Origin of the sequence: Ferrimonas sp., assembly GCF_048263965.1 — a bacterium.
Taxonomy (GTDB): domain Bacteria; phylum Pseudomonadota; class Gammaproteobacteria; order Enterobacterales; family Shewanellaceae; genus Ferrimonas.
Genome location: NZ_JBLXDO010000003.1, coordinates 193,257 through 206,786, shown reverse-complemented (window position 1 = coordinate 206,786; position 13,530 = coordinate 193,257). Strand labels below are relative to the sequence as shown.

At 59.9% G+C, this 13,530-nt stretch carries 13 protein-coding genes; 7 read left to right on the top strand and 6 right to left on the bottom strand.

The features are described 5' to 3' along the window. Positions 1–166 precede the first annotated feature (166 nt). The 5 genes from rhlP to ACN0RV_RS05125 form a co-directional block, all read right to left on the bottom strand. Positions 167–991, bottom strand: a complete 825-nt coding sequence (gene rhlP / locus ACN0RV_RS05145) for a rhombotarget lipoprotein (protein ID WP_417346182.1) — start codon at positions 989–991, stop codon at positions 167–169. A gap of 134 nt (positions 992–1,125) precedes the next feature. Then, on the bottom strand, positions 1,126–2,493 hold the full coding sequence (locus ACN0RV_RS05140; protein WP_417346180.1) for an AmpG family muropeptide MFS transporter: 1,368 nt from the start codon (positions 2,491–2,493) through the stop codon (positions 1,126–1,128). A 3-nt stretch (positions 2,494–2,496) separates the two neighbouring features. Then, positions 2,497–3,078, bottom strand: coding sequence for a peptidylprolyl isomerase (locus tag ACN0RV_RS05135; protein ID WP_417346178.1), 582 nt, complete (start codon positions 3,076–3,078; stop codon positions 2,497–2,499). A gap of 8 nt (positions 3,079–3,086) precedes the next feature. Further along, positions 3,087–3,641, bottom strand: a complete 555-nt coding sequence (locus ACN0RV_RS05130) for a YajG family lipoprotein (protein ID WP_417346176.1) — start codon at positions 3,639–3,641, stop codon at positions 3,087–3,089. A gap of 25 nt (positions 3,642–3,666) precedes the next feature. Then, on the bottom strand, positions 3,667–4,770 hold the full coding sequence (locus ACN0RV_RS05125; RefSeq protein ID WP_417346174.1) for a methyltransferase: 1,104 nt from the start codon (positions 4,768–4,770) through the stop codon (positions 3,667–3,669). 177 nt (positions 4,771–4,947) lie between these two features. On the opposite strand from ACN0RV_RS05125, the gene ACN0RV_RS05120 reads away from it, so the two are divergent. The 7 genes from ACN0RV_RS05120 (at position 4,948) to luxS (ending at position 11,824) form a co-directional block, all read left to right on the top strand. Further along, complete coding sequence (locus tag ACN0RV_RS05120; RefSeq protein WP_417346172.1) at positions 4,948–6,423, top strand: glutathione synthase; 1,476 nt, start codon at positions 4,948–4,950, stop codon at positions 6,421–6,423. Between the two features lie 87 nt (positions 6,424–6,510). Further along, a complete protein-coding gene (locus ACN0RV_RS05115; RefSeq protein WP_417346170.1) occupies positions 6,511–7,650 on the top strand; it encodes a sugar diacid recognition domain-containing protein in 1,140 nt (379 codons plus the stop codon). A 215-nt stretch (positions 7,651–7,865) separates the two neighbouring features. After that, entirely contained in the window at positions 7,866–8,753 is an 888-nt protein-coding gene (locus ACN0RV_RS05110; RefSeq protein ID WP_417346168.1) for a glycerate kinase, read from the top strand. Then, positions 8,753–9,373, top strand: coding sequence for an alpha-ketoglutarate-dependent dioxygenase AlkB family protein (locus ACN0RV_RS05105; protein WP_417346166.1), 621 nt, complete (start codon positions 8,753–8,755; stop codon positions 9,371–9,373). Before ACN0RV_RS05110 ends, ACN0RV_RS05105 begins: the two co-directional genes overlap by 1 nt. Positions 9,374–9,427: 54 nt before the next feature. Then, positions 9,428–9,739 carry a BolA family protein gene (locus ACN0RV_RS05100; RefSeq protein ID WP_417346165.1) on the top strand — a complete coding sequence of 104 codons (312 nt, stop codon included), beginning with the start codon at positions 9,428–9,430 and terminating at the stop codon, positions 9,737–9,739. A gap of 413 nt (positions 9,740–10,152) precedes the next feature. Then, complete coding sequence (locus ACN0RV_RS05095; protein WP_417346163.1) at positions 10,153–11,247, top strand: TRAP transporter substrate-binding protein; 1,095 nt, start codon at positions 10,153–10,155, stop codon at positions 11,245–11,247. Positions 11,248–11,314: 67 nt separating this feature from the next. After that, entirely contained in the window at positions 11,315–11,824 is a 510-nt protein-coding gene (gene luxS / locus ACN0RV_RS05090; protein WP_417346161.1) for an S-ribosylhomocysteine lyase, read from the top strand. Positions 11,825–11,888: 64 nt separating this feature from the next. On the opposite strand, the gene ACN0RV_RS05085 is transcribed toward luxS, so the two are convergent. Next, positions 11,889–13,427 carry an MFS transporter gene (locus ACN0RV_RS05085; RefSeq protein WP_417346159.1) on the bottom strand — a complete coding sequence of 513 codons (1,539 nt, stop codon included), beginning with the start codon at positions 13,425–13,427 and terminating at the stop codon, positions 11,889–11,891. Positions 13,428–13,530 lie beyond the last annotated feature (103 nt).

The window sequence follows — 13,530 nt, the reverse complement described above, 5'->3', positions numbered from 1 at the left end:
CTAGTGCTTTACCCGACATTTAGGGGGCTTGGTTCACACCAGCAGCTAGGGTGATAGTTCACTTCGGTGCGGGTCGAAGCGGAAACTGGGGCGAGGGGGCCGGCTCTCAGGCTTTTGTGGATGAGCCGACGGGCCCCTTTGGTTGTCCCGGATGGGGGCGATGAGCTTAGGCGCTCTGCCGCCGTCGCCACACCAGCAGCAGGGCACCAATCAACAGTGGCAGACCACTCACTGAGCCACTGCTGAAGCCTGGGCGGGTCTCTATCCTGGCGATCTTCTCCTCTTTGACCCGGGTTTCGAAGCGGCTGAGTTCGTTCTCCAGGTTGGTGGTCATTTCGGTCACCGCCAGGTTGAACCCTTCCATGGATTGCTCCGCCAGTGCCCCCTCCTTGGCCACGGCCGTGGTGCGGCTGTCCAGCTTGCTCAGGCCGGGGGCCCGAAACAGCATCTTACGGCTTTTCACGTCGAATACGGCGGTATCCACGAAGGTCTGCACCTGGTGATCATTGCCCTTGATGACGTACATGCCGACTATGGTCCAGTAGAGCAGGGAGGCGGCATTCTCCTCGGTATGGGCCACCTGGTCATAGGAGACCAGGGCCATCAGCTCCACATCATAGAGTCGGGCGACCTGTTCCAGGGTGGTGAACCCCTTGCCGCCCTTCAGGTAGGTGCTGGGGATGATCTCGATGCGATCCACATACTGATGCTGACCGAAGGCCTGTTTCACCTTGCGCAGCAGGGAGAGCTGCTCTGCTTCACTCAGCTCGTCTGTGCGCCAGTTGTCCGAGGGAACAAAGGCCAGCCCGACCTTGGCGGGCAGCGTGATCAGCGGGAGTTCGGGAGTGTGCTGGGTGCGGCTCTCCTCGTCGGGATAGAGGTAGGAGACCAGGCTGCTGGAAACGGTGTTGTCTCGGGTGTTGTACTCCATCACCGAGCAGCCGCTGAGGACCAAAGTGATCAGGGTCAGGCACAGGTATCGCAGATTCATTAAGACTCCCTTTGCGAAAAGCAATGTCCCCCACCCCCAGCAATGTGTGTGGAGGGGGTGGGTAAGATGAGCTCAATTTACCTTTAGATTGAGTGCTTTGGCAAAGGACACTTTGTAACCTGATGCGGCTGCGGTCATCGGGCCTCGCCTGGTTTGGCGGGGGCCCAACGGCCGGCCAGCACTATCAGCAGCAGCACAGGCAGCCCGGAGAGGCAGCAGATGAAGAAGAAGGTTTCATAGCCCACCGCATCCACCAGGGCGCCGGAGAATCCGGCAAGGAACTTGGGCAGAAGCAGCATCATGGAGGACATCAGGGCGTACTGGGTGGCGGAGAAGGCCACGTTGGTCAGGCTGGACAGGTAGGTGATGAAGGCGGCGGTGGCGACACCGGCGCTGAAGCTGTCGGCGGCGATCACCAGGGTGAGCAGGGTGGTGTCATGGCCTACGCTGGCCTGAAGGGCAAACAGCAGATTGGTCAGGGCTACGGAGGCGGCACCGGCAAACAGGACTTTCATGGTGCCGAAACGGACAATAAGCACCCCACCGGCGGCGGCGCCGACCATGGTCATGATCACCCCGTACACCTTGGTGATGGTGGCGATCTCTCCCTTGCTGAACCCCATGTCCACGTAAAACACATTGGCCATGACGCCCATCACCACGTCGGCGATGCGATAGCTGGCGATCAGCAGCAGAATCAGCAGGGCCTGCTTGCCAAAGCGGTCAAAGAAGTCGCGGAAGGGGCAGATCACGGCGGTGTAGCCCCACATCATCAGCTTCTGCAGGGGAGCGGGCAGATGCAGTAGCCGCTCCAGGGTTGGCAGTGACTCCAGAGCCAGCCTGTCACCGTTGATCTGTGGCTCCTTGGCCATTAGGGTGGCGACTATGCCAACCCCCATGGCCGCGGCCATGCACAGGTAGGCGGTTTGCCAGCCAATGGGATTGTAACCCTGGTCACCACCGGCCCAGGCGGCAATGGCCAGGGCGCCGGCGGTGGCCAGCATCATCCCCAGGCGGTAGCCGGTCTGGTAGGCGGCGGCCAGGGCCCCCTGCATCTCCTCGGGGGCGGTCTCGATGCGGAAGGCATCCACCACGATGTCCTGAGTGGCGGAGAAAAAGGCCACCATCAGAGCGAAGCCCACCAGGGCGGTCAGGCTGGTGGTGGGATCCGAACTGGCCATGCCCCCCAGGCCGAGGATCAGTCCCACCTGAGCCAGCAGCATCCACCCCCGTCGTCGTCCCAGGGCGCGGGTCAGCAGCGGCAGCGGCATGCGATCCACCAGCGGAGCCCAGAGAAACTTGATGCTGTAGGCCATGGCTACCCAGCTGAGGAAGCCGATGGTGGTCCGGTCGATGCCCGCTTCCCTCAGCCAGAAGGAGAGGGAGCCAAACACCAGCATCAGCGGCAGGCCCGAGGAGAAACCCAGGGCCAGCAACAGCAGCACCCTGCGGTGCAGATAGACGGAGAATGCGCCGAATCGCTGTTTCAGGTGGTCAACCAAGAGTTAGCTTTCCGGCATCAGGGTGGCTTTGATCAGCAGCAGTGGCTTCACCGGCTTACTCTGTGCCCCCATGTCCGGGTCATACTCCACGGGCACCTCGCCCATGGCATCGAGTACCTCGAGGCCTTCGGTGACCATGCCGAATACGGCATAGCCCCAGCGGCGGCGGGAGGGATCCAGCCTGGTGTTGTCCACCAGGTTGAAGAAGAACTGGTTGGTGGCGGTATGGGGCTCCTTCTCCCTGGCCATGGCGATGGTGCCGTACTCGTTGGACAGGCCATTGCCGGACTCATTGAACAGCTTGTCACCTTCGTCAATGGGGTCGCCGCCGGCGGTGTAGCCGCCGCCCTGGACCACAAACTCCGCCACCACCCGATGGAAGCTGGTGTTGTCGTAGGCCCCTTTCACTACGTAGCGCAGGAAGTTGTCCACGGTCAGCGGTGCCCGGGTGCGGTCCAGCTCGACAATCATGGTGCCCAGGCTGGTTTCCATCTTCACCTGGGGGAAGAGGTTGTCACTCTGAATCTCGTCCGCCCAGGCGGGGGAGAGCAGCAGAGAGAAGATCAGTGCGGTGAGAATGCGCATCCGTGCTCCTAGTTCAGGTGTTCGTGCAGTTCGGGGTCGTTGACGATGTCGCTCATCAGCTGGCTGAGGCGGTCATTCATCTCCCGCTCGATGCGGGCCATTTCGGGCTTGAGGGGCCCGGAGAAGCTGCTGCGTACCCGGTACTCCTTGGTCAGGGTGCTGCCCAGGTTGTTGACCTCCACGGTGGCCACCAGATTGGTGGTGGCATCGTGGGAGAAGGTGCCCTGGTCAATCTTCATCACCAGCTTGTTGAGGGAGAGGCTCATGGTGACGCTGGCTGCCGGGTCGATGCGATACCCCAGTTTGCTCAGGCCATCACGCACCCCCTGTTCCAGTAGCTGCCGCGGGGGCTCGGCGGGGCTGAGCAGTTCGGCGGCGCCGTCATCTTTGCGCACCTCCACCAGAAACTGCTCGGGTCGGTGGTCGACGCTGGTCAGTGCCAGGGCGCCCTGTTGGCTGCCCGGCTGCACTATGGGGGCATCCGGTGACAAAATCAGGGTGTTAGGGGCGGAGGCACAGCCTGTCAGCAGCAGGGCACCCAGCAGGGGCAGCAGAGATCTCATTGGTTCCTTTCTCCTTGGCCGGAATCTATTTGATGGCATCGAGAATAACAAATTTGGCATTGGCTGCCACGGTTTCCACCTTGCCAAACAGGCGCTTGAGCTTGATGTGATAGCCCAGATGGCGGTTGCCAATCACTCGCAGTCGTCCGCCGGAGGCCAGGGTGCGTTTGGCGTCCCTGAACATCTGCCAGGCGATGTGGTCGGTGATCGCTTGTTGTTGGTGGAAAGGAGGGTTGCACAGCACCAGATCGGCGCTCTCCGGTTCCTGATCGGTGAGGCAGTCGTTCCAGAGAACCTGGAACTGCGCCTCTGGCAGCACTTTTGCCAAGTTGGCCCGGCAGCTGGTCACGCCATGCCAGGACTCATCCACCGCCAGAATGTGGGCATCCGGATTGGCCCTGGCGGCGGCCAGCGACAGGATGCCATTCCCACAGCCCAGGTCGATGATGCGCTGATGGCCTGTGGGGATGTGTTGCAGCATCAGGTGAGCGGCCACATCCAGCTTCTGTCCGCCAAAGGTATTCGGGTGGTTCTCCAGTCGGAAATCGGTGCCCTGTGCCTGCCAGTCGAGCACCAGAGGAGTGCGGGCGCGGCGACCGCAGGTCTTGCCGCTGAGCAGCCTGGCTTTCTTGCGAATGCGCGAGGGCTGGATGTCGTCCAGGTAGTTCTCGGTTACCCCTTTGAGGGTGGTGGGCATCTCTTTGAGGCGCGCGGCGATCACCACAGTGGTGCCTTCGGCGAGGTTGGCATTCAACCAGTCCAGCAGATACTCCAGATACCTCAGGTTGCGTGGCAGCTTGATCCACACCTGATCCACCGACTCATCGATCGGCTGCAGGTCCGCCAGGCAGCGGCTTGGCTGGGACAGGGCATTGAGGTCCAGATTCTGCTTCAGGGCCTGATGAGCGACATAGGAGTCATTGACCCAGATGGGGTTCAGCCTGGCTGCGGCGCAGCCCAGGGCACCGAAGTGATCATTGATGATCAGCAGCTGTCCCTTCACTTCGGGCAGGGCTTTGAGCATCAACAGTTCATCGGCGGCGTCCCAGGCAATGAGATCGCTTTGCTGGGTCTCAGGAAAGCGGCGGAGTCTCAGGGTGAGGGTTTCCAGGTTCAGGGTATCGGACATGGTATAGAGGCTGAAATTATGGTGGCGCTATTGTGGCAGAAGATGCTGCGACGGCCAAACGCACCGGGGTCAGTGACCCGTAAGATCTCGACAATTCTGCTTTTGTCGAAATATCTGTTGAGCCCTGAGTCAGAGTTGCCTATATTTCTATTATTGTGGAACTGTAGGTCTAAGCGAATGGTACACACTCTGACTCGGCGATCCCCGCAGGAGCCAGCGGTACAACATGGGGAGACCCGTGATGAGGTTATGGCGGCGGTGAACTGGAGCCTCTCTCACGGGGTCGGTTTCAAGGTGGAGGCGCACCTGATGCGACAGGTCCCCTTCAGCCTCTCACCTTCGGTCATAGATCGCGACGATTACGCCAGGCTCGCCCGTGCAGCCAGTCTGCTTGGGCGGCTGATCCACGGGGTGGCTCAGGACAGTGATTTTCTTGAGCAAGCCATTGCGCCAGTGGCCAAGGGGGACCCCTTCTTCAGCGGGTTGCTGCGGATGCATCGGCGGATTCACGCGGGCGCGACACCCTATCGTCCCTTGCCGGTGCTGATCATGCGCAGCGACTTCTTAGAGGACAGTGAGCTGGGCTACCAACTGGTGGAGTTCAATGGCATCGCGGCGGGAATGGGCCCCTTTGGCCAGCGAATCCATGAACTGCACAGTTTTCTGCAGCAACGCAATCCGAGTCATTTCATGCGCTGGTCCCCGCCACACTCCGGTGAGTTGGTAGCGAATCCGGCATTGACACGCCTGGGGCAGGGAATCGCCTCGGCGGCCCAGCAGGTTCGCGAGGAGTCCGGCCAACCGGGCAAGCCAGTGATGCTGATGGTGGTGCAGGAGGGGGAAGACAACATTTACGACCAGAGGCTGCTGGAAACCGAGCTGCTTTGCCAGGGCGTTACTACGGTGCGGCGCACCTTTCGCGAACTCTATGGTGCCCTATCCACCGGAGCGAATCGACGACTGCTGCTGCGCGGCGTTGGCGGCATCGACTTTGTCTACCTGAGGGCCGGTTACCATTATCGCGATTATGTGGCCAACGATATCCGCCATGAGCCCTGCAGTGAGGCCCTCGCCAAGACGCGAATCTTTATGGAGCGGCACCGGGTGGCCATCAATGCCACGGTGGCTCAGCAGTTGGCCACCAGCAAACGGGTTCAGCTGTTACTGGGGCAGATGTCGCCCCAGCAGTTGTCACGCTTTGGCCTTACTCAGGAGCAGGCTCGCCTTATCCTGCCGTTGCTGAAGGCCAGCTTTCCTGTATCCGCTCAGACCCTGGCCTGGCTGGACCAGCAACCGCTGGACAACTGGGTGCTGAAGAATCAGGGGGAGGGCGGTGGACACTGCCTCTTCGGTGAAGAGATGGCTGCGCCTCTGGCGATCATGAAGCCGCCGGAGTACCCCGCCTGGTTGTTGATGAGGCGGCTGAGGCCGGCCGCCCGGGGACAGGCCGCTCTGCTGGTCCGAAACGGCCAGGCGCTGGTGGTCCCTGAGCTGGTGAGCGAAATCGGGCTGTTTTCGGTACACATCGATGGCCAGCAAGCCTATGGGGACAGTGGCTATGCCGGTTACCTGGTGAGAAGCAAGCCCGCCGAGGTTGCAGAGGGGGGCGTACATTCCGGTATGGGGGTGCTGGACTCTCTGGTTTTTCGCTAGGCGATGCCTCGAATCCTGGTCAGGCGCATTGCCGCCATAGGGGCCTCGTGGCACACTGCTGCGAGGAATTATGCACTTGGCCAAATCATGAGACTTACCGAATCCATCGCGCGCCAGATCGTGGAGCGCTCCATGAAGATTATCCAGTTCTCCGTTGTGGTGATGGATGAGCATGGCTGGATCATTGGCTCCGGAGATCCCAAACGCCTGAACCAAAAGCATGAAGGGTCGATCATCGCCATGGGTGACAACCGGGTGCTGGAGATTGACGATGCCATGGCGGCCAGCCTGAAAGGGGTGTTGCCCGGGATCAACCTGCCCATTTTGTTTCAGGGCAAACCCATAGGTGTGGTGGGGATCTCCGGTAAACCTGAACAGGTTCGTAACTACGGTGAACTGGTGAAGATGACCGCCGAGATGGTGGTTGAGCAGGCGGCGTTGATGGATCAGATCCAGTGGAGCAAGCGTCACCGGGATGAACTGGTGCTCAGCCTGATCCACGGTGGCGATCTCAACGAATCCCAGCTGTTGTCACTGGCCCACAGGCTGGAGCTGGATCTCACTCAGCCCAGGATTGCCGCCATCATCAAGGTGTTTTCCAAAGATCAACATACGCCGGATCACCAGCACCTGAAGCGTCTGGTTCAGTTGCTGGAGTACCCTGAGCGCAACAACCTGGTGGCCATCTCCTCGGTGACCGACAACGAGGTGGTGGTGCTTAAACCGGTGCAGCTCACTGACGAGGGCTGGTCGGTGGAACGGGAACGGCGCCGGGTGGATAAGCTGCTTAACCGCATCCGGGGCGAGGCCGCCTTCGATATTCGCATTGCCCTGGGAGAGTATTTTCCGGGACTGCGGGGGTTGGCTCACTCCTACGACACCGCCAAGGCCACCCTGGATGCGCCCGGCAGCCTGGGGGATGTTCTGTTTTATCAGGATAATGTTTTGCCTGTGCTGGTGAGCGGTTTGCAGGAGGATTCCTGGCGACGCAAGCAGTTGCTTGATCCCCTGGACCAGCTGATCGCCAAGGACGGCAACGGTGTACTTCGTCGGACCCTGACCAGCTACTTTGAGCTGGACTGCGATCTCAGCCGTACCTGCAGTGCGTTGCACATCCACCGTAATACCTTGAGATACAGGCTGGATAAGATCAGCAGCCTGACAGGTTTAGATCTAAATCGTCTACCGGATCGCACTCGGCTCTATCTGGCCCTGTTGAGTCGCTAGCCCCGCAGTACCGGCCTTTTTCCTCCCAAACTCTCGTTGTTTTTGTGCAGGCGCACAAAGATGGCGAGAGTTTTTCGTTTCAGATTCGGTCAATCGTCCAAAGAAGCAGCGCCGCCCCTATGTCATAGTGTGTTTGTTGAACGACTGTGATCCAGGTGTAACCGAGGTTGTCTCTCTCTGTGATCTTCGACAGCCTGGTGAAGAGGACCGAATCGATGAAAGTTGTCACTGCCCAAGACTCACACCGAACGGTGAACCCCACTGAGGAGGTAAAGGATGCCATCGAGAAACGACGTCCCACCCTGTCGCTGTGCGTCGAGCAGAGCCACACGTCCCTGGCCGAAACCGCAGAAGGTCGGCTCCTTGCCCTTGTGGATGCTACTGGCGGCCGCTTCGAAGCCTGCACGGTAACCGATCCCCTAGGCCGCTCACGCCAGGCTCAATTCGGCCTCTTGGGTGACGGCATTACTGCGGTCATCGACAGCGATCAGGCCAATGGTCTTAAGCTGCTGGGCAGTGAGCAACGCCACCCCATGGACACCACCAGCTACGGCACCGGAGAGCTGATTCTTGCTGCCCTGGATGCCGGCGCTTCCCGAATCATCGTCGGCCTGGGGGCCAGTGCAGCCAATGACGGCGGCCTGGGCCTGGCTCAGGCGCTCGGTGCCCGGATGGGCAACATCTTCGGTGAAGAGGCGGATCGTGGTGGCGCCGGTCTGGCCGGACTGGCCAGCATTGATACCTCTGCCCTGGACCCCAGGCTTGCCCAGGTCTCCGTCGAGGTAGCCTGTCTCAACCATAATCCCTTGTGTGGCCCACGCGGGGCGTCCCGGCTGTATGGGTTCCAGCGCGGCGCCTGTGAAGCCACCATGTTGCAGCTGGACGCCAACCTGTCTCACTTCGCCGATCTGATGCATCATCAGTTGGGGGTTGAGGTCAAGGAGCTGCCGGGTACCGGAGCCGGAGGCGGTCAGGGCGCGGCATTGCGAGGCCTGCTGAAAGCGCCACTGCGTGCCTTGAGCCAGGTGATAGAGTCTGAGTTGCAGCGTGCCCGGGCCTGCGGTTGCAACCGGGGGGCGGACCGAGTCGCCCTGGCTCACTGATGATGACTCTGGATGAGTGCCTGATTCCCCAAAGGCTGCACAAAGGGGAGGAAGAGTTGGCCCGCTACTGGAGCCGGTTTCTCTCCGTTGAACGCTCGGATCAACTGTTGGAACGTTGTCTGACACTGAACTGGCAGCAGCCCAAGGTGCGGGTGTTCGGTAAAGAGCACCTGATTCCCAGACAGCAGTGCTGGCTGGGGGAGCCGGACTGCCAGTACCGCTATTCCGGCACCCTGCTGGACCCCGAACCCCTTCCCCCCTGGCTGGATGCACTGATGCTGTCGGTGTCCCAGCACTGCGGCATTCGCTATAACACCGTACTGGCCAACCGTTATCGCAGTGGCCAGGACAAGATGGGCTGGCACAGCGATAATGAGCCAGAGATGGGCTCAGAGCCCCAGGTGGCCATCCTTTCCCTGGGTCAGGCCCGTCCCTTGCAACTGCGCTGCGGTGAAGGCCAGACCCAGGAGTTTGTGATGCCCCATGGCAGCCTGCTGCAACTGCTGCCTGAGGCACAGCGCCGCTGCAAACATCAGTTGCCCCCTCGCGCCGGCATTGAGGCCGAGCGCATCAGCCTGACTTTCCGCCGCATTACCCCCGGCTACTGGTCCAGGGCTTGAGTTCGCCCTGTCCCGGGGGTATAAGGGAGCCTCAACACAGCAAGGAGTTCAGCGATGTCGATTCATCAGGCCATTGAAGCCAAGGTGAGCCAGGCTCTGGCACCCACCCACCTGGAGGTGATCAACGAGAGCCACATGCACCGTACCCCCAAGGATGCCGAAACCCACTTCAAAGTGGTGGTGGTCAGTGAAGAGTTTCAGGGGAAACGGCTGTTGGCCCGCCACCGCAGCATCAATGATCTGCTGCAGGCGGAGTTTGAGGCCGGCCTCCATGCCCTGGCCCTGCATACCTATACCCCCCAGGAGTGGCAGGAGCGCGCTCAGGCGCCGAAGACACCGGGGTGCACAGGTTCACTGAACGGATAACGTAGACGTCGCCATCAGGCGACGTTTTTCTTTCCAGTGTGACCCCGGCCTTTCCCCCACAGATGTTCGCTTTTTGTACTTGAATCTGCTATCAAATTTATTCATAAACCTCAGACCCTGGCGAGCGGAGCGCCGACTGGGTGGTTGCCCCCCAGATAGATGTAACGGACTGTGGGGTTGGACTCCGTGGTTTACCCTTAGTAGTGCTGGCAACGAAACCGCTCAGCTTGGCTCGGGAGGAGCCCATAATGCCTTCCGGACCCTGAATGGAAGCGTTGCCATCGGCCTTGAACAGCTTGCCCCCTAGCAGTGATTGCGCACAGCCAACGAGTTGCCGTCTCGCATAAATGGTTAATAATTAATATAAACACCTGTGTTAACGGTAATTACCGCCGTTATGAGGGAGGAAAACTATGCGTTTTATTGCTCTTGCTGCCGCGCTCCTGATTTTGGCTGGCTGCTATCAGAGACAGGCTGAGCAGGTACAGGCTCAGCCCCCGCAACAACTCTACCAGTGGAAATTGGTGACCTCCTGGCCCAAGAACTTTCCCGGTCTTGGCATGGCTCCGGAGCGCTTCGCCGAGCGGGTCAACCAGATGTCCGGAGGACGGCTGACCATCATTGTCTACGGGGCCGGCGATCTGGTGCCCGCCTTCGAGGTGTTCGACGCGGTCTCTCAGGGCAATGCCGAGATGGGTCACAGTGCTTCCTACTACTGGAAGGGCAAGATACCCGCGGCGCAGTTTTTCACTTCGATTCCCTTTGGCATGAACGCCCAGGAGGTCAACAGCTGGCTGCAGTATGGCGGGGGCATGACCCTGTGGACCGAGCTCTACGCTCCTTTCGGGATCAAACCCCTGCGCGGCGGCAACACCGGCGTGCAGATGGGCGGGTGGTTTAATAAGGAGATCAACTCACTGGAGGACCTGAAAGGGCTCAAGATGCGTCTGCCTGGACTGGGTGGTGAAGTGCTCTCGCGACTGGGTGGGGTGCCTGTGACCCTGCCGGGACGTGAACTGTTTACTGCCCTGCAGACCGGCGCCATCGATGCCACCGAATGGATTGGCCCCTATAACGATCTGGCGGTGGGGCTGCATAAGGCCGCATCCTATTACTACTATCCGGGCTGGCAGGAGCCGGGGACCATCCTCGAGTTTCTGATCAACCAGAAGGCGTTTGACGCCCTGCCGTCGGACCTGCAGGCGATTGTGATTAATGCCGCCGAAGGGGTCAATCAGGATATGCTCGACGAGTACACCATGCGCAATATCGAAGCCCTGGATGCCTTGGTGCTGGACCACAACATCGAGCTTCGGGCGTTTCCCGATGAAGTGCTGGAGGCGTTGCGATCCACCACCCAGGAGGTGATCGCGGAGCAGGCGGCCACCGATCCTCAGATGAAGCGGGTGTATGACAGCTATTTGGAGTTCTACAAAGGGGTGCGCCGTTATCACCAAGTCAGTGAAGAGGCCTACGATAACTCCAGGGGCTCCCTGCATCGGGATTGATCTCGGCAGAATCTGGGAGTATGGTTTAGCCGTATAGACGTATAGACGTATAGAAGGAAGCTTGCCCATGCCACTGCTCGATAGCTTTACCGTTGATCATACCCGAATGGAGGCGCCAGCGGTTCGGGTGGCCAAAACCATGGTCACCCCAAAAGGAGACACCATCACGGTGTTCGATCTGAGGTTCTGTGTGCCCAATGTGGAGATTCTCTCCGAGCGGGGCATCCACACCCTGGAGCACCTGTTTGCCGGCTTTATGCGGGATCACCTCAACCAGGGCGAGCAGGAGATCATCGACATCTCGCCCATGGGCTGTCGTACCGGTTTCTACATGAGCCTGATTGGCACCCCAACCGAGCAGCAGGTGGGTGAGGCCTGGGAAGCGAGCATGAAGGATGTGCTGGCGGTAGAGAACCAGGAGCAGATCCCGGAGCTGAATGAGTACCAGTGTGGCACCTATGAGATGCACTCCCTGGACCAGGCCAAGGCCATCGCCGAGGACATCCTCAAGCGGGGGATCGGCGTCAATAAGAATGAGGCCCTGACCCTGAGCGACGAGCAACTGGCCAAGCTGTAGGGCGCTGCAGAACAACAAAAGGGGAGCCGAATGGCTCCCCTTTTTTACGTGTTTGGCGTAAACCTTAGGCCGTAGCCGCCTTCTGAATGCGGAACACCATCTTGGCGTAGATGTAGATGCCGACGGCGGAGATGGCGCCTACGGTGGCGATGATGTACCAGGCAAGGCCGATGTTGTTGGCCTGATACAGGGTCTGGGTCATCAGCTCCGGAGTACTGTTGGCAAAGGCCACCAGACGGTCGAAGGCCTCGCCCTGGGGAATCCCGGCAATGGTGTCTTTGGCCATGCCCAGTTCCGCCAGGTAGTCCCGGGAGATGCGCTCCTTGGAGGCGAAGATGTCATACAGCCAGGGGGCGATGAAGCCCTCCAGAGTCCAGCCGATCCCCTGAGGCAGCATGACGAAGCCCAGGTACATCGCCTTCTTGTCTGCGGGCGCAATGTTGCCCATAAACTCGCCCTTCTTGGGGCTGAGCAGCATCTCACCCAGGCTGAACACCACGATGGAGACAATCATAAACCAGGCGCCTGGGGTAAAGCCCACCAGCAGCATGGCACCGGTGCAGAACAGGGCTCCGGCCAGCATGGAACTCATGATGCGGAAGCGGGCGGTGCCTGCGGCCACCAGGAAGCAGCAGGTGGCGATCATGATGGAGTTGATGCTCATCATGAAGTCGGGCATCACCTTGGTGCCTTCGTGGTTCAGCCCCATCAGACCGATCAGGAAGGGGTTCTGGGTACCGCCGGCACCAAAGATGTCGGTGACGATGGTGGAGGTGTCCACCCACTCTTTGATGTGTACCGGCAGCACGTCGAACATGGCGTTAAACATGAACCAGAAGCCAGAGAAGGCAAACATGTAGCCAAACACCAGGGGCTTGCGAATTTCGTTGAGGGAGTCTTTCCACAGCGCCTGCTGTTTGATCTGACCCGCCTTCACCGCCGCCTTGCGCTCAAGACGTTCCTGCTTGTCCGGCTCGGTGTACATAAGCAAAAACAGGAAGTTCAGCGAGATGATGGCGGCACAGGCGAAAAACAGGTGGTCCCAGGAGAGCTGACGCAGCTGTACGGCCACCAGGGGGCCGAGGAAACCGCCAATGTTCACCAGCTGATAGAAGATGCCCCAGGCCATGGTGGTGGATTCACGGGGTACCGCCTTCACCATGGTGCCCTGAATGCCCGGCTTGAAGATGCCGGTGCCGAAGGCCAGGGTCATGGCGCCCAGGGTAAAGCCCAGGAAACTGGGGAAGAACGCCATGATCAGGTAGGCGACAATCTTAATGACCGTGGAGAGGGCGATGGTCTCCTTATAACCCAGACGATCAGACAGGCCACCGGTGACGATGGGCACCGTGGTCTGGGTCAGGGCGAAGACGAACATGATGATGCCGTAGTCGGTCATGGTGATCCCCAGACCGCCTTTGGATGCGGGATCGCTGGCATAGATGCCTGCGGTGGCCTTTACCCCGTAATAGGCCAGACGCTCGATGATCTCCATTCCGCCCACCAGCCAGAAAATGTATCCCAGCCCGGCGATGGAAGCCCACAGCCCTAGTTGTTTGACCTCTCTCAGGTCGTTCTCTTTATATTTGTCCAGCTGTTGCACCTGTTATCCCTGTGTGATGGATGTAAGGAAGGTGGCCCGACTCTACAGGATTCCGGGGCGTCAACTCAAGTGGGGCACTTTGTCGTACAAATAACCGCCAGAG